The sequence below is a fragment of the Massilia sp. DJPM01 genome (genome assembly GCF_030348125.1).
GTDB classification, from domain to species: Bacteria; Pseudomonadota; Gammaproteobacteria; order Burkholderiales; family Burkholderiaceae_D; genus Telluria_A; species Telluria_A frigida.
This window is the reverse complement of sequence record NZ_JAQOZV010000018.1, coordinates 34,347-49,469: the sequence shown is the minus strand read 5'-3', so window position 1 is coordinate 49,469 and position 15,123 is coordinate 34,347. Positions and strand designations below refer to the sequence as shown.

General features: G+C 66.0%; 16 protein-coding genes. 13 read left to right on the top strand and 3 right to left on the bottom strand.

What is annotated here, in order from left to right; genetic code table 11:
* Nucleotides 1-24: 24 nt before the first annotated feature.
* From rfbB to PO883_RS13760, 6 genes are all read left to right on the top strand, one after another.
* Complete coding sequence (gene rfbB, locus PO883_RS13785; RefSeq protein WP_289310276.1) at nt 25-1,080, top strand: dTDP-glucose 4,6-dehydratase; 1,056 nt, start codon at nt 25-27, stop codon at nt 1,078-1,080.
* 8 nt (nt 1,081-1,088) lie between these two features.
* A complete protein-coding gene (gene rfbA, locus PO883_RS13780; RefSeq protein ID WP_289310334.1) occupies nt 1,089-1,970 on the top strand; it encodes a glucose-1-phosphate thymidylyltransferase RfbA in 882 nt (293 codons plus the stop codon).
* Between the two features lie 106 nt (nt 1,971-2,076).
* Nucleotides 2,077-2,853, top strand: a complete 777-nt coding sequence (hyi, locus tag PO883_RS13775; protein ID WP_289310275.1) for a hydroxypyruvate isomerase — start codon at nt 2,077-2,079, stop codon at nt 2,851-2,853.
* A 148-nt stretch (nt 2,854-3,001) separates the two neighbouring features.
* Entirely contained in the window at nt 3,002-3,856 is an 855-nt protein-coding gene (locus tag PO883_RS13770; RefSeq protein ID WP_289310274.1) for a hypothetical protein, read from the top strand.
* Nucleotides 3,857-3,874: 18 nt separating this feature from the next.
* Nucleotides 3,875-4,327, top strand: a complete 453-nt coding sequence (locus PO883_RS13765; RefSeq protein WP_289310273.1) for a hypothetical protein — start codon at nt 3,875-3,877, stop codon at nt 4,325-4,327.
* Between the two features lie 116 nt (nt 4,328-4,443).
* Nucleotides 4,444-4,806 (top strand): TraR/DksA family transcriptional regulator, encoded by a 363-nt coding sequence (locus tag PO883_RS13760; RefSeq protein ID WP_289310272.1) that lies wholly within the window; start codon nt 4,444-4,446, stop codon nt 4,804-4,806.
* Between the two features lie 24 nt (nt 4,807-4,830).
* Here PO883_RS13760 and phbB read toward each other — a convergent pair whose 3' ends face one another.
* Nucleotides 4,831-5,577: an acetoacetyl-CoA reductase gene (phbB, locus tag PO883_RS13755; protein WP_289310333.1), complete on the bottom strand. Its 747-nt coding sequence runs from the start codon at nt 5,575-5,577 to the stop codon at nt 4,831-4,833.
* A 136-nt stretch (nt 5,578-5,713) separates the two neighbouring features.
* Here phbB and PO883_RS13750 point away from each other — a divergent pair, with 136 nt between their 5' ends.
* Nucleotides 5,714-6,562, top strand: coding sequence for a universal stress protein (locus tag PO883_RS13750; protein WP_289310271.1), 849 nt, complete (start codon nt 5,714-5,716; stop codon nt 6,560-6,562).
* Between the two features lie 6 nt (nt 6,563-6,568).
* Here PO883_RS13750 and PO883_RS13745 read toward each other — a convergent pair whose 3' ends face one another.
* On the bottom strand, nt 6,569-6,952 hold the full coding sequence (locus PO883_RS13745; RefSeq protein ID WP_289310270.1) for a hypothetical protein: 384 nt from the start codon (nt 6,950-6,952) through the stop codon (nt 6,569-6,571).
* 297 nt (nt 6,953-7,249) lie between these two features.
* Nucleotides 7,250-7,813 carry a hypothetical protein gene (locus PO883_RS13740; protein WP_289310269.1) on the bottom strand — a complete coding sequence of 188 codons (564 nt, stop codon included), beginning with the start codon at nt 7,811-7,813 and terminating at the stop codon, nt 7,250-7,252.
* A 215-nt stretch (nt 7,814-8,028) separates the two neighbouring features.
* Between PO883_RS13740 and PO883_RS13735 the strand changes: the two genes are divergently transcribed.
* The 6 genes from PO883_RS13735 to PO883_RS13710 are packed head-to-tail and all read left to right on the top strand — an operon-like array spanning nt 8,029 to nt 15,086.
* Nucleotides 8,029-10,557, top strand: a complete 2,529-nt coding sequence (locus PO883_RS13735; protein ID WP_289310268.1) for an EAL domain-containing protein — start codon at nt 8,029-8,031, stop codon at nt 10,555-10,557.
* Nucleotides 10,554-10,883, top strand: a complete 330-nt coding sequence (locus PO883_RS13730) for a hypothetical protein (RefSeq protein ID WP_289310267.1) — start codon at nt 10,554-10,556, stop codon at nt 10,881-10,883. The genes PO883_RS13735 and PO883_RS13730 overlap by 4 nt, the downstream gene beginning before the upstream one ends.
* Nucleotides 10,883-11,722 carry an HDOD domain-containing protein gene (locus PO883_RS13725; RefSeq protein ID WP_289310266.1) on the top strand — a complete coding sequence of 280 codons (840 nt, stop codon included), beginning with the start codon at nt 10,883-10,885 and terminating at the stop codon, nt 11,720-11,722. The genes PO883_RS13730 and PO883_RS13725 overlap by 1 nt, the downstream gene beginning before the upstream one ends.
* A gap of 28 nt (nt 11,723-11,750) precedes the next feature.
* Nucleotides 11,751-13,229, top strand: a complete 1,479-nt coding sequence (locus PO883_RS13720) for an ATP-binding protein (protein ID WP_289310265.1) — start codon at nt 11,751-11,753, stop codon at nt 13,227-13,229.
* A complete protein-coding gene (locus PO883_RS13715; protein WP_289310264.1) occupies nt 13,226-14,557 on the top strand; it encodes an HD domain-containing phosphohydrolase in 1,332 nt (443 codons plus the stop codon). The genes PO883_RS13720 and PO883_RS13715 overlap by 4 nt, the downstream gene beginning before the upstream one ends.
* A gap of 1 nt (nt 14,558) precedes the next feature.
* The gene (locus tag PO883_RS13710; protein ID WP_167088560.1) at nt 14,559-15,086 is read left to right on the top strand and encodes a response regulator; all 528 of its coding nucleotides are present in this window, start codon (nt 14,559-14,561) and stop codon (nt 15,084-15,086) included.
* Nucleotides 15,087-15,123 lie beyond the last annotated feature (37 nt).

Here is a 15,123-nt window from a genome sequence, read left to right as displayed (position 1 = left end):
ACTTCCACGCGCAACGGACACGCAATGATACTAGTCACCGGTGGGGCCGGATTTATCGGATCGAATTTCATTCTCGACTGGCTGGCGCACAGCGACGAGGCCATCGTCAATCTCGACCAGCTCACGTATGCGGGCAACCTGAACAACCTGGCCGCGCTCAGGGGCGATCCGCGCCACCTGTTCGTGCGCGGCGCTATCGGCGACCAGTCCCTGCTGGCAGCCTTGCTGGCCCGGCACCGCCCGCGCGCGCTGGTCCATTTTGCCGCCGAAAGCCATGTCGACCGCTCGATCGCGGCCCCTGGCCAGTTCATCGCCACCAATATCGGCGGCACCTTCGCGCTGCTGGAAGCGGCGCGCGCCTACTGGCACTGCCTGCCGGAACCGGAGCGCGCCGGGTTCCGCTTCCTGCATGTGTCCACCGATGAAGTGTATGGTTCGCTCGCGCCGGACGAGGCGGCATTCACCGAGCGTTCGGCGTATGCGCCGAACAGCCCGTATGCTGCCTCCAAGGCCGCTTCCGACCATCTGGTGCGGGCCAGCTTTCACACCTATGGCTTGCCGACCCTGACCAGCAATTGCTCGAACAATTACGGCCCGTACCAGTTCCCCGAAAAGCTGATCCCGCTGATGATCGCCACGGCGCTGGCCGGGCGCGCGCTGCCGGTGTACGGCGACGGCATGCAGGTACGCGACTGGCTGTACGTGGGCGACCATTGCGCGGCGCTGCGGCGCATCCTGGCGGCCGGTCGTCCTGGAGAGGTTTATAACGTGGGAGGAGAGAACGAAATGACCAATATCGACGTGGTGCGCACCCTGTGCGACTTGCTCGACGTGGCGGCGCCGGCGCGCGCCAGTTATCGCCAGCAGATTACCCATGTGGCCGACCGCGCCGGCCACGACCGCCGCTACGCGGTTGACGCCGGCAAGCTGCGGCGCGAACTGGGCTGGACGCCGGCCGAGCATTTCGCCAGCGGCATTGCGCGCACCGTGCACTGGTATCTGGCGCAGCGCGCCTGGGCCGACGAGATCGCCTCAGGCGCCTACCGCGACGCCCACTGGCCCGCCGGCGGTGCCGCATGATGGCCGCGCTGGCACGCAAGGGGATCATCCTGGCGGGCGGCTCCGGCTCGCGCCTGTATCCGGTCACCACCAGCACTTCCAAGCAATTGCTGCCGGTGTACGACAAGCCGATGATCTATTATCCGCTCACCACCCTGATGCTGGCGGGGATCCGCGATATCCTGATTATCTCGACCCCGCAGGACACCCCGCGTTTTCACGACTTGCTGGGCGATGGCAGTGCATGGGGCATCAACCTGCGCTACGCGGTGCAGCCGTCGCCGGATGGCCTGGCGCAAGCGTTCATTATCGGGCGCGCGTTTGTCGGCCAGCACCCGTCGGCGCTGATCCTGGGCGACAACATCTATTATGGCCACGAACTCGATGCCAAATTGGCCAAGGCGCATGCCCACGGCCACGGCGCCACCGTGTTCGCGTACCACGTGCTCGACCCGGAACGCTATGGCGTGGTCGAATTCGGCCCGGACCAGAACGCGCTGTCGATCGAGGAAAAGCCGGCCCGGCCGAAATCGCATTACGCCGTCACCGGCCTGTATTTTTACGACAAGCAGGTGTGCGATATCGCCGCCGCGATCACGCCATCGGCGCGCGGCGAGCTTGAAATCACCGACGTCAACCGCGCTTACCTGGCGGCCGGCCAGTTGCGCGTGGAAGTGATGGGACGCGGCATGGCATGGCTCGACACGGGTACCCATGAATCCTTGCTGGAAGCCTCGCAATTCATCGCCACCATCGAAAAACGCCAGGGCCTGAAGGTCGCGGTGCCGGAAGAAGTGGCCTATCGCAAGGGGTATATCGATGCCGATGCGCTCGCAGCACTGGCCCGGCCGATCAAGGACAATGCCTACGGCCGCTATTTGCTGCACGTCTTGCACGAACAGGTGTTCTGAGGGCGGCCAGGCATGCAGATCGTGCGCGCCGCTGCCCGGCCGGACCGGCGGGCGGCGCGCGCCAATCCGGGTTAGCATGAGGCCTTGCCAACTTGCCGCTCCCGCGATGCCCAAATTCTGCGCCAACCTCAGCCTGATGTTTACCGAAGTGAGCTTCCTCGACCGTTTCGGCGCCGCCCGCGCCAACGGCTTCGATGGCGTCGAGTTCCTGTTCCCGTATGCGTTCGACGCGCACCAGATCGGCGAGCGCCTGGCGCGCCACGGCCTGCAACTGGTGCTGCACAACCTGCCCGCGGGCGACTGGGAGGCCGGCGAGCGCGGCCTGGCCTGCGATCCGGGCCGCATCGGCCAGTTCCAGGACAGCGTGGCGCTGGCCCGCGATTACGCCATCGCGCTCGGCGTGGGCCGCCTGCACTGCCTGGCTGGCAAGCTGCCTCCCGCCGTTACCCGCGAACGCGCGCACGATACCTACATCGCCAACCTGCGCTTCGCCGCCGCCCAGCTGGCCGCGCACGGCATCGACCTCTTGATCGAACCGATCAACACGCTCGACATGCCCGGCTACTTCCTCACCGGGAGCGCCCAGGCCGCCGCCGTGATCGCGGAATGCGGCGCGCCGAATCTGTTCATGCAGTACGACATTTATCACATGCAGCGCATGGAAGGCGAGCTGGCCAATACCCTGCGCGCCCGCCTGCCCCTGATCCGCCACATCCAGGCAGCCGACAATCCCGGACGCCACGAACCGGGCACGGGCGAAATCAATTACCGCTACCTGTTCGCCCTGCTCGACGAACTCGGCTATGACGGCTGGGTCGGCTGCGAATACCATCCGCGCGGCGGCACCGTCGCCGGCCTGGATTGGCGTGGCGCATTATCCTAATCCATGGCAAAATAGACAAGATGATCAAATGCAAACTTCGCCTGTGGAAACATGAGCGCAGTTTGACTTTAAGCAAACTGTATTGACATCATCGGCGCAAGAATGGGCACTTCTGGCAAGCCCTTCCGTGCCCGCCTGAAAGGACTTTATGAACTCGCTTCGCACCTTGAGTACCTCCGCCCTCCTTGCCGCCAGCCTGTTGCTGGGCGGCTGCGTCAGCAACCGGGTCAACCTGGAAGAGGTGCGCGAATTCGCCAACGCCTCGGCCCGGCTGGGCGCCTACACCGAACTGTCCACGCACTACCGCGACACCTATCTGCGCGAGCAAGCCTACCTGCCGCCCGCGGCCGACAAGGTGGCCAGGGATAACGATACCAGGCGGCAAGCCGCCTACAACGATTTCGTGACCATCCAGAAAGCCGTGGTGCTGTACATGGAGACCCTGGCCGCGCTGGCCGGCCAGGCGCGCTACGACTTCACGCCCCAGCTCAGCACCATGGGCAGCGGCCTGTCCGGGCTGGCCAAGACCACCCTGGGCCAGAAGCAGGTGAGCGCTTACACCGGCCTGACGCGCCTGCTGACGCGCGCCGTCACCTCGCACTTGCAGAAAGAAAGCGTGGAAACCATGGTGCGCGAAGGCGACGCCGATGTGCGCGTGCTGCTCGACGCGATGATCAGCCTGACCGAGGTGTACGCGGCGGCCAACGAGAATGAAAAGAAAACCGTGCTCGGCTTTTTCGAAGTGGCCCTGCCGCTGGCCGACCGGCCCCAGGACCGCTTGCTGTACACCCTGGCGCGCGCCCATGTGCAGGGCAAGACCAGCGAGTACCGCCTGATCGACCGGCGCTTCGAGCTGGCGCGCGAGGGCTTGTCCAAGGTCGCGCTCGGTCACCAGAAGCTGCGCGAGAACCTCGCCACGATCTCCTCGTCCGAGATGCGCCATGCGCTGTACGAGTACGTGCGCGACCTGAACATGATCCGTGTCGGCCTGGCGGCCCACTAAACCGAACCGAGGTGTGCCATGAACACAAACAAGACAGATCACGACGGCCTGGCCAGCGTGGAAGACATCATGGCGCTGGCCGCGCACTTGTCGGCCTGCGCCGGCGCCATGCATGAGCGCGCGCTGGTCGCCATCCGCACCCCGCCCGACGCCCAACTGAGCCAGGAAGAACGCGACCATGCCTTCGCCCTGCTCGACGAGGAACTGGTGCTGCGCCAGCACGTCCATGCGCTCTACCTGGACGCCGCCCGCGCCACGGTCAAGGGCCTGGGCCAGCCGCAGGAACACGTGCTCAAGCTGACCGCCGACGCGGCCGAAAAAATCCGCAAGATCGCGGTCATCGCCAACGTCACCGGACTGGTGGCGGCGCTGGTCGGGCTGGCCGGCGCGGCGGCCAGCGGCGTGCCCGGCACGGTCTCGCTCGCGCTCAAGGATGTGCGCGAGCGCTTCAAGGCGATCAAGGCCCAGTAAACCCGTACGCGTTCGTGCGCGGCTATCCAGCGCCGCGCGAACGCGCTACACTCGGCATCAGCGCCTCCACCCGGAGTGACGCGGCCTTGCCAACATTTACTTTCCCGAGCGTCATCATGAACGGACTGGAAGCAGGACAGCTCGCGCTCCTCAAAGCCGTCCTCGAACAGCACCTGGCCGAGCTGGCGCGCCACGACGAGGCCGAGCTGCTGTCCGGTCCGCGCGACCTGGCGGTGCAAGAGGTCGAAACCTCGCCCGCCGACAAGGCCACCGTGCGCCTGCTCAACGACCTGGCGCTGGAAGCGGCCGGCCACCACGTGGCGCAACTGCGCACCTTGCGCCAGGCGCTGGCGCGCATCGACGAGGGCAGCTATGGCGAGTGCGAGGAATGCGGCAATCCGATCGGCTTTTCGCGCCTGCAGGCGCGCCCGGAAGCGCGGCTCTGCATTGCCTGCCAGACCCGCGCCGAGAAACGCTGACGCGCATTGAGCGCGCCGGCGCCTTCAGCTCATGTGCTGGCCGCCATTGATGGCGATGTTGGCGCCCGTCACGAAGGCGGCCTCGTCCGACGACAGATAGGCCACCAGGCCCGCCACTTCTTCCGGTTCGCCCAGCCTGCCGACAGGAATTTGCGGCAGGATGCGGCCCGTCATCACCTCGTCCGGCACCGCCATGACCATCCTGGTGCGCAGGTAGCCCGGCGAGACGGTGTTGACGGTCACGCCGTGGCGCGCCATTTCCAGCGCCAGCGCCTTGGTGAAACCGTGCATGGCGGCCTTGGCGGCGGCATAATTGGTCTGGCCGAACGCGCCCTTTTGCCCGTTGACCGAAGAAATATTGATGATCCGTCCGCCTCCCTGGGCGATCATCGGCTCGATCGCCTGCTTGGACAGGTTGAACACACTGTCGAGATTGGTGCGCATGACCTCGACCCAGTCGTCGTGCTGCATCTTGGCCAGGCTGCGGTCGCGCGTGATGCCGGCGTTATTGACCAGCACATCCAGGCGCCCCTGTTCGGACAAGAGCTTTTGCACCATCCATTCGCTGTCGGCAAAATCGCCCACATCGACCTTGTACGCCGTGAAGCGATAGCCTTCATCGCGCTGCGCCGCCAGCCAGCCCTCGGGCGAACTGTTGTGCGGCGAATAGGTCGCCGCCACGCGGAAGCCGGCGCGCTGCAAGCGCTGGCAAATCGCCGTCCCCAAACCTCCCATGCCCCCGGTTACAAGTGCTACTTTTTTGATTTCCATCATGCTTTCCTGTCATCGTGGTGAAGTCCGAAGCCAAGTCTAGGGTGCTTACCGTGCGCAACATTGAGCAATATCAAAGCTTGGGGAAAGATGGTTTAAGATGATGCATATCCCCTCCATCGAAACAGGAGCACGCATGGCTTATCAGACCGTCCTCGTCCACGTGGACGACAGTCCGTCCGCGTCCGCCCGCATCGGCGTGGCGATCGCGCTGGCCAGCAGTTGCGGCGGCCACCTGACGGGCGTGGCCCCGACCGGGGTCGCGCGCACCCTGCTGCCCACCCTGCCGCCCGGCCAGAGCGACCCCACCCTGTCGCTGCATCTTGGTTTCCTGCGCGAGCAGGCCCAGGCGGCGCTGGCCGGCTTCACGCGGCGCTGCGAAGCGGCCGCCCTGGCCTCGCACGAGGCGCATGTGATCGACGATGACGCCGGCGCCGGCCTGTGCCTGCATGGACGGGTGGCCGACGTGATCGTGCTCAGCCAGTCCGACCCGGACCACGGCGGCACGCGCCTGCTGGCCGACTTGCCGGCGTATGTGGTGCTGCACGCCGGCAAACCGGTGTTGATGGTGCCGTTCGCGGGCGAGCGCGCCAGCGTCGGGCAGCGCGTGCTGGTGTCGTGGGATGCCAGCCGCGAAGCCGCGTGCGCGCTGCAACTGGCGCTGCCGCTGCTGCGCCAGGCCGGCACGGTCGAGCTGGCGGTGTTCGATACCGGTCCGGGCAGCCAGACCGTGGCCGACGCGCGCGCGGCCGATCCGCGTCCCTGGCTGGCCCGGCATGGCATCGACGCCCAGTTCGCGCTGCACGCGCTGGCGCACAAGCGCCAGCCGGTGGGCGAGGCCTTGCTGGCGCTGGCGGCCCAAAAGAATGCCGACTTGCTGGTGATGGGCGCCTATGGCCACTCGCGCATGCGCGAAACCATGCTGGGCGGCGTCACGCGCACCTTGCTCGAATCGATGAGCATGCCGGTGCTGATGGCGCACTAAGCCAGGTCAGTGCCAGTCGAGTTCGCGGATGCGCGAGACCTGGCGGCGCGCCATGAGCGACCACAATTGCTGCGCCAGGTTCAGGTCGGCGCTCATGCTGCGCGGCGGCGCCAGCGCCAGTTCGCAATCGCGGTCGGACCATTCCTCGAAACGGATGGCGCCCCCGCGGCTCACTTCGATCACATACATCAAGCCATCGTCGTAGCCGAAGCGCAGGGCCGCGCTGGCCGCTTCGGGAGCGCTTGCCGGCGGACCTTTGCCCTTGGCTCCCGCCTTGGGCTTGCGCAGCGGCGCGTACAGTTCGGCCAGCGCGGCCGTCAACTGCGCCTCGGTGGGCGCGGCGATGTCGCGTCCGTCCATGCTCGTCAGGGTGAGCCAGGCTTGAGTCATGGTCGCGTCCTCCCGTCGGCACGCAGCCACCGGCGCGAATGCGCTGGCTGGACTGGTACATGGATGCACTATGTAAAGAGCATAATACCCAAAAACCAGGGCTTGGGAAGCGCTATCTGAACGCTGTTGCAAGCGCCATGAAACGGACGCGCGCCGCCGGGCACAAAGGCCGGGCGGCGCGTCCATGCCACGTCGATACCGGACACAGCGGGAACGACAATGCGGACGCCGCAAGCGGGAGCCGCAAGCGGGCGCCGCAAGCGGGAGCCGCAAGCGGGCGCCGCAAGCGGACGCCGCTTACTGCACCAGCACCAGCACCGGCAGGCTGAGCGGATCGAAATCGGTCCAGTCGCCCCCTTCGATGGTGCCCTGGGCGCGCTCGATATGGTGCGAACCGAGCCCGCGCAGCACCTCGATGGCGCGCGCTTCCTGGCCGGGCTGGTCGGCCGCCACGGCGATCAGCATGCCGGACTTGCGCGGTTCGTAGCGGTTGGCATTGCTGCCCTCTTCCTGTTCGCCGGCTTCCTTCATTTTCGATAGGCTGAACAGCGAACCGACGTGCGCGCCCACCAGGCCGCCCACGATCGGGCCGGCCGGACCGGTGACGAAGGCGGTCGCCGCGCCCACCGCCACGCCGACCGCGCCGCCGGCGGCCGCGCCTTCCAGCACGCCTTGCGGGGTTTCCTTGGCGCCCGGCGATTGCATATGGTCGCCGCCGATGGCGGTCTGGTCATGCTGGCCCGGCTGGTTCAGGAAAAACGCCGAAATGCGCTCGTCGGGAAACCCGGCGCGCACCAGTTCGCGGCGCGCGTGATCGATCTCGTCCTGGAGTTGAAAATGACCTGCAACGATGGTAGACATGCTGATTTCTCCTGCATTGATGATGGCGCCAGCATGCCCCGCCTGCCCCGTTTGCTCTGTACGCAAACGCACCTAAGGCCGCGCTGCAACAAAAAGAAATCTTTCCCTCCCGTGTAGTAAATATTTCTCCGTATAATATAAATTGACGGTAAGACGGCGCGCGCCGTCCGCCCGGCAAGGCCCAGCACGCTCGCTATCTTTATTGAAAGACGCTGATGGAATTGGACACCGCGCATCCCTTACGATCGAGTCCCGCCGCTGCCGCGGTGCTGTCCGCCTGCAGCAATGGCGTGCTGCTGGTCGATGCCGGCATCAGCACCTTTCCCATCCTCGACGTCAACCCCGCCTTTTGCGCGCTCACCGGCCGCACGCCGGAACAATTGATCGGCAGCAGCGCGATCCTGCTTGGCGACGCCACCTTCAGCGCGGCGCTGGCGGCGGTGGCCGGGGGCGAGGCCAGCGCCTCGCTGCTGCTGCGCGTGGGCGGCGCCGGCGGCAGCGCCCCCTGGTGCCAGTGGACCATCAGCGCGGTGCCGGGCGCGGACCAAGGCCAGGCTCCGCGCCAGCTGGTGTGCATCGCCGACAATGTCAACGAACTGCACGAACAGCAAGCCCTGCTCGCCCACCTGTCCACCCACGACGTGCTCACCGGCCTGGCCAACCGCAGCCTGTTCAACGAACGCCTGCAGCTGGCCATGGGGCGCGCCCGCCAGCGCGGGGATGGGCTGGCGGTCCTGTGCCTGGCGCTGGACGGCTTCAACCTGGTCAACGAAAGCCTGGGCTACGTGGCCGGCGACCAGCTGCTCATCAGCGTGGCCATGCGCATCCAGGCCTGCATGCGGCCCCAGGACAGCTTGTCGCGCCATGGCGGCAACGAATTCGTGCTGGTCCTCGGCGAAGTCGACAGTACCGCGCAGGTGCAGGCCGTGTGCGAGCACATCGTGCGCGTGATCGGCGCGCCCTTCCCCGTGATCGGCCAGAGCCTGCACGCCGGCTGCAGCATCGGCATCGCGCGCTATCCGCACGACGCGGACGATGGCGTGACCCTGCTGCGCTACGCCGACATGGCGCTGTCGCACGCGCGCAGCCTGGGCGGCAACCAGTTGCAGTTTTTCGCGCCCGAGATGAACCAGCGCACCGCCGAGCGGGCCCAGATGGAAGCGGCGCTGCGCATCGCCCTGATCGAAGGCCAGCTGCAACTGCAATACCAGCCGGTGGCCGACCTGCAGCACGGCACTATCTGCGCGCTGGAGGCGCTGGTGCGCTGGCAGCACCCGGTGATGGGCCTGATTCCCGCCGGGCGCTTCATCCCGCTGGCCGAGGCGGCCGGCCTGACCACCGCGCTCGGCTACTGGAGCCTGCGCCGCGCGGTCGAGGACATGGCGTCCTGGCGCGCGGCCGGCCTGGCGCCGGTGCGGGTGGCGATCAATATCTCGCCCAAGCAATTCCGCGACACCGCCCTGCCCCAGGTGGTGGCCGACGTACTGGCGCAGTCGGGCGTTGAACCGAGCCAGCTGTCGCTCGAAATCACCGAGACCGCCCTGATGCAGGACCCGGTCGCCAGCGACGCCACCCTGGCCCAGCTCAAGGCGCTGGGGATCGGCCTGACCCTGGACGACTTCGGCACCGGTTATTCCTCGCTCAACCACCTCAAGCGCTTCCCGCTCGACCTGGTCAAGATCGATTGCGGCCTGACCGGCAATATCGTCACCGGCACCGACGACGCCGCCCTGGTCAAGACCATCATCTCGATGGCGCACCACCTCGGCATCGAAGTGGCGGCCGAGGGGGTGGAAACGGAAGCCCAGTGCGACTTTCTGCGGCGCAATATGTGCGACCAGATCCAGGGCTATTTCCTGGCCAAGCCGTGCGACCGCGAGGAGGTGGCCGCGATGCTGGCCGCGCGCCATGCCCTCCCGTCCCACCTGCTGCGCATCCAGAAACAGGCGCGCACCCTGCTGCTGGTGGACGACGAGCAAAACATCGTCTCGGCCCTGAAGCGCCTGCTGCGGCGCGATGGCTACCAGATCCTGTCGGCCAACAGCGGCCAGGAAGGGCTAGCCGTGCTGGCCGCCAACGCGGTCGACGTGATCGTCTCGGACCAGCGCATGCCGGGCATGATCGGCGCCGACTTCCTGCGCGCGGCCAAGGGCTTGTATCCGGACACGATCCGCATCATGCTGTCCGGTTACACCGAACTGCAATCGGTGACCGACGCCGTCAACGAGGGCGCGATCTTCAAATTCCTCACCAAGCCCTGGGACGACGAGCAGTTGCGCACCCACATCGCGGAAGCGTTCCGGCTCAAGGAAATCGCCGACGACAATGAACGCCTGAACCTGCAGCTGCGCACCGCCAACCACGAACTGGCGGCGGCCAACCGGCGCATGGAAGACTTGTTGCGCCAGAAACAGCAGCAGATCACGCGCGATGAAATCAGCCTGAACGTGGCGCGCGAACTGCTGCAATTCGTGCCGCTGGCGGTGATCGGGCTGGACGACGATGGCATGGTGGCGTTCGTGAACGCCGCTGCCGAGCGCATGTTCCGCCAGAATGGTGCCATACTCGGCAATGAGGCGGAGATCGTCCTGCCCGAACTGTTTCCCGACGGCCTGGCCCCCAGCGGCAGCCACCAGGTCGATATCAATGGACGCTGCTACCAGGTGGTGGCGCACCCCATGGGCGCGAATTCGCAGTCGCGCGGCAGCCTGATCACGATTAGCATTTGCGAGGAAACCGAATGACCCCCGCCTGTGACACCATCGATATCGACAACGCCAGCGAAGGCATGGTACTGGCCCAGGATTTGCGCGACGCCGGCGGCGGCGTGCTGCTGCCGGCCGGCGCCACCCTCAGTGCCTCCTCGCTGGCCTCGCTGCGGCGGCGCGGCATCGAACGGGTGCAGGTGGTGGCCGCCGAAGCGCCGCTCGACGAGGCTGCCGTGCGCGCCGAACGCGAGCGCCGCTACGCGCGCCTGAAACACCTGTTCCGGCGCTGCCTGACCGGTTCGCCCGCCAACGCCAGCGCGGTGTTGTACGAGCGCCTGCTGGCTTACCGCGGGAGCTGCTGATGATTGCCTCGATCGACGACGTCGTCAAACGCATCCGCGACCTGCCCTCGCTTTCGACAGTGGTGGTGGAACTGCTCTCGACCATGGACCAGGAAGATATCGATGTGCACGTCCTGGGCGGCAAGATCGCGCTCGACCAGTCGCTCACGGCCAAGACCCTGCGCCTGGCGAACTCCTCGTTCTACGGCATGTCGTCCAAGGTCACCACCATCCACCAGGCCATTTCGGTGCTCGGTTTTCACAGCATCCGCACCCTGGTGACGGCGTGCGCGGTGACCGGCAGCTTTCCGCCCGACGCCAGCGGCGGGATCAATTTGCAGGCCTTCTGGCGCCACTCGGTGGCCACGGCGGTGTGCGCCAAGCTGCTGGCGGTACACCTGAAGCTCAATGCCGACACGGCGTTTACGGCCGGCCTGCTGCACGATATCGGCACCCTGGTGCTGGCCACCCGCTTTCCCGCCGAGTACAGCGCCATGCTGGCTTACCGCAAGGAGCACGATTGCTACATCATCGAGGCCGAGCGTGCCGTGATCGGGGTCGACCATGCGATGGCCGGCGCCGCCCTGGCCGCCTACTGGAAATTCCCGGCCGCGATGCAGGAATCGGTGGCCAGCCACCATCACCTCGACGCCGCCGGCACGCCCACCCTGCCGCTGCTGATCCACGCCGCCAATGTGTTTGCGCACGCGCTCGACCTGTCCGGCGAAGAAGACGACCTGGTGCCGCCGCTGTCCCAGGCGCTGTGGATGAGCCTGGCGCTGAGCGAAGCCGACTGTGCCAAACTGTTCCGCGATGCCGAGTCGACCTTTGTCGACATGTGCAAGATTCTCGTCAGCTAGCGCGACGCATGCCATGGAGGCCAACCGAATGCCGAACCGCGACTACCCGCACCAGACCAGCCTGCCCAGTGCCGATGACGGGAGCAGCGGCATCGTCCTGTCCGAGCTGCTCGACGGCCACCCGGTGGCCACCTTCGTGATCGACCATGAGCACACCATCACGCACTGGAACAAGGCGTGCGAACACTTGCTCGGCTGGAGCACCGAAGCGATTATAGGCACGCGCAACCACGGCGTGGCGTTTTACGCGCACGAGCGGCAAATGCTGTCGGACATGATCGTCTCGGGCGACGGCACCGGCCTGGCCGCGCACCGCCAGTCGGCCCTGATTCCCGGCGCCTACGAAACCGAAGGCTTTTTCGAAAACCTGGGGGTGGGCGGCCACTGGCTCCACTTCACCGCCGCGCCCTTGCGCGACGCCTCCGGCCAGGTGGTCGGCGCGATCGAAACCATGCGCGACGTGACCGAGCGGCGGGTCGCCGAAAACGCCCTGCGCCGGGCCCACGACAACCTCGAACACCTGATCGAGAAACGCACCGCCCAATTGGCCGAAGCGAACGAGCGGCTGGAGGACGACTTGCGCCAGCGCCAGATCGCCGACGCCGAACTGCGCGCCAAGCACCTGGCCCTGACCGAATTGAACGCCAAGCTGTCGATGGCCCAGGAACAGCTGGTGCAATCGGAAAAACTGGCCTCGATCGGGCAACTGGCGGCCGGCGTGGCGCACGAGATCAATAATCCGATCGGCTACATCTTTTCCAATTTCGGTACCCTGCAAAGCTACCTCGACCAGCTGTTCGACATGCTGCATGTGTACCAGGAGGCAGAAGCCGAAGCAAGCCCGGCGACGGCGGCACGGCTGGCGGCGATGCGCAAGACGCTCGACCTCGACTTTTTGCGCGAGGATATCCCGGTCCTGATGAGCGAATCGAAGGAAGGCATCGTGCGCGTGCGCCACATCGTGCAAGACCTCAAGGATTTCTCGCGGGTCGACACCAGCCAGGACTGGGTGTGGGCCAACCTGCATGGCGGCATCGATTCGACCCTGAACATCGTTTCCAACGAAGTCAAGTACAAGGCCGACGTGGTCAAGCAGTACGGCGCCATTCCCGACATCGAATGCCTGCCCTCGCAGGTCAACCAGGTGATCATGAACCTGGTGGTCAACGCGGCCCACGCGATGAGCGAGCGGCGCGGCACGATCACGGTGCGCACCGGCACCAGCCAGGGCGCCGGGGAAGGGGGCGAGGGCGAACAGGTGTGGATCGAGGTGGCCGACAATGGCGGCGGGATCGCGCGCGAAAACCTGTCGCGCATCTTCGATCCCTTCTTCACCACCAAGCCGGTGGGCAAGGGAACCGGCCTGGGCCTGTCCCTGGCCTACGGCATCATTCAAAAACACCGTGGCAGCATCGACGTCGACAGCGAGGTGGGGCGTGGCACCACCTTCCGCATCGTCTTGCCGGTGCACCAGACCACTGCAGCAAGCGAGGAGCCCAGCCCATGACAGACAGCCTGACCGACAATCTTGCCCCACCTCCGGCCACCGTGCTGTGCGTTGACGACGAACCGAACATCCTGTCGTCCCTGCGCCGCCTGTTCCGCCCGGAAGGCTACCGGGTGCTGGTGGCCGAGAGCGGCGCGGCCGGCCTGGCCATCCTGGAACAGGAAAAGGTGGACCTGGTCATTTCCGACATGCGCATGCCGGAAATGGACGGTGCCAAATTCCTCGAACATGTGCGCCAGCGCTGGCCCGACACCGTGCGCCTGCTGCTGACCGGCTACTCGGACGTCTCCTCGATCCTGGCGGCCATCAACCGCGGCGAGATCTACCGCTACATCACCAAGCCCTGGGACGACAACGATATCCTGCTGGTGGTGCGCCACGGGCTCGAACGCCACGCGCTGGAGCAGGAAAAGGCGCGCCTGGAAGCGCTGACCCTGCGCCAGAACGATGAACTCAAATCGCTCAACCAGAGCCTGGAAGCGAAAGTCGAGATCCGCACCGAAGAGCTGCGCAGTTCGCGCGACACCATCCTCGAGACCAATAAAAAGCTCAAGGGCAACTTCATCACCACCATCAAGATCCTGTCCAGCATGATCGAGATGCGGGGCGGCAATCTGGCGGGACATTCGCGCCGGGTCGCCGACCTGGCGCGGCGCATCGCCGTCAAGGTCGGGCTCGATGCGAACGCGACCCAGGAAGTCTTCATTGCCGCCCTGCTGCACGACATCGGCAAGATCGGTTTTCCGGACGACTTGCTGACGATGCCGGTGAACCTGCTGGCCGGCGACATGCTGGGCGTATTCCGCAAGCATCCGCTGCGCGCCGAACAACTCTTGATGCCGCTGGATGACTTGCGCGGGGTGGCGGCCTTGCTGCGCGCCCACATGGAGCGCTACGATGGCGGCGGTTTTCCGGACGGCATAGCCGGCCCCCTGATTCCGCTCGGCGCCCGCATCCTGGCGCTGGCGTCGGATTACGACAACCTGCAGATCGGCGCGCTGGTGCAGCGGCGCGTGCTCGCGCCCGACGCCAAGCAAATCATCTACGACGCCGTGGGCAAGCGCTACGACCCCAAGGTAGTGGCGGCGTTCCGCGCGCTGATGGATGGCGAGCCGGTGGAAAAGCTGCGCGACCAGGCCATGGTGGCCAAGTACCTGACGCCGGGCATGACGCTCTCGCGCGATCTGGTCACGCCGGACGGCGTCATGCTGCTCTCGGCCGACCACGTGCTCGACGAGCGCCTGATCCAGCAAGTCCAGGATTTTGAATCCAAGAACGAGGTCCGCCTGAATATCTGGGTGTGGCCGGCACCACCGAAAGGGGAGTGACATGCGACGCATTCTGTTGGTCGATGATGAAATCAACGTCTTGAACGCCCTGGTGCGGGCCATGCGCCAGCATCTGGACATCGAGGACTTGCACATTGAAACGTTTACCGATCCCTTCGACGCGCTGACCCGCTGCGCCGACGTCACCTTCGACCTGGTGATTTCGGATTTCCGGATGCCGCAGATGACGGGCGTGGAATTTTTGCACGCGATCAAGGAAGTGGCACCGGACACGGTGCGCATGATCTTGTCGGCCTCGACCGAGTTCGAGACGGTGACCAGCGCGATCAACGATGCCCAGGTGTTCCGTTTTATTCCCAAGCCGTGGCAAGTCGGGGATTTGCGGGAAAACATCCGCCTGGCGCTCGACTACCACGACTCGCTGCGCAAGGAGCACCAGCTGGCCGACCGCCAGCGCGTGCACGAGGGGACCTTGAGCCGCGAGGAACTGGCGCTGCGCAAGATGGAAGAGGAAGAGCCGGGCTTGCTGAAGGTGAAGTGGGGCCCGAACGGCGAGATCATCATGTAGGCCCGCGTGGGCGGCGCCATCGCGGCGGCGCCGGCAC

Excerpts from the sequence above, each read along its gene's own strand:
- rfbB (WP_289310276.1), top strand. The coding sequence starts at position 25 with ATGATACTAGTCACCGGTGGGGCCGGATTTATCGGATCGAATTTCATT.
- hyi (WP_289310275.1), top strand. The coding sequence starts at position 2,077 with ATGCCCAAATTCTGCGCCAACCTCAGCCTGATGTTTACCGAAGTGAGC.
- PO883_RS13770 (WP_289310274.1), top strand. The coding sequence starts at position 3,002 with ATGAACTCGCTTCGCACCTTGAGTACCTCCGCCCTCCTTGCCGCCAGC.
- PO883_RS13765 (WP_289310273.1), top strand. The coding sequence starts at position 3,875 with ATGAACACAAACAAGACAGATCACGACGGCCTGGCCAGCGTGGAAGAC.
- PO883_RS13760 (WP_289310272.1), top strand. The coding sequence starts at position 4,444 with ATGAACGGACTGGAAGCAGGACAGCTCGCGCTCCTCAAAGCCGTCCTC.
- phbB (WP_289310333.1), bottom strand. The coding sequence starts at position 5,577 with ATGGAAATCAAAAAAGTAGCACTTGTAACCGGGGGCATGGGAGGTTTG.
- PO883_RS13750 (WP_289310271.1), top strand. The coding sequence starts at position 5,714 with ATGGCTTATCAGACCGTCCTCGTCCACGTGGACGACAGTCCGTCCGCG.
- PO883_RS13745 (WP_289310270.1), bottom strand. The coding sequence starts at position 6,952 with ATGACTCAAGCCTGGCTCACCCTGACGAGCATGGACGGACGCGACATC.
- PO883_RS13740 (WP_289310269.1), bottom strand. The coding sequence starts at position 7,813 with ATGTCTACCATCGTTGCAGGTCATTTTCAACTCCAGGACGAGATCGAT.
- PO883_RS13735 (WP_289310268.1), top strand. The coding sequence starts at position 8,029 with ATGGAATTGGACACCGCGCATCCCTTACGATCGAGTCCCGCCGCTGCC.
- PO883_RS13730 (WP_289310267.1), top strand. The coding sequence starts at position 10,554 with ATGACCCCCGCCTGTGACACCATCGATATCGACAACGCCAGCGAAGGC.
- PO883_RS13725 (WP_289310266.1), top strand. The coding sequence starts at position 10,883 with ATGATTGCCTCGATCGACGACGTCGTCAAACGCATCCGCGACCTGCCC.
- PO883_RS13720 (WP_289310265.1), top strand. The coding sequence starts at position 11,751 with ATGCCGAACCGCGACTACCCGCACCAGACCAGCCTGCCCAGTGCCGAT.
- PO883_RS13715 (WP_289310264.1), top strand. The coding sequence starts at position 13,226 with ATGACAGACAGCCTGACCGACAATCTTGCCCCACCTCCGGCCACCGTG.
- PO883_RS13710 (WP_167088560.1), top strand. The coding sequence starts at position 14,559 with ATGCGACGCATTCTGTTGGTCGATGATGAAATCAACGTCTTGAACGCC.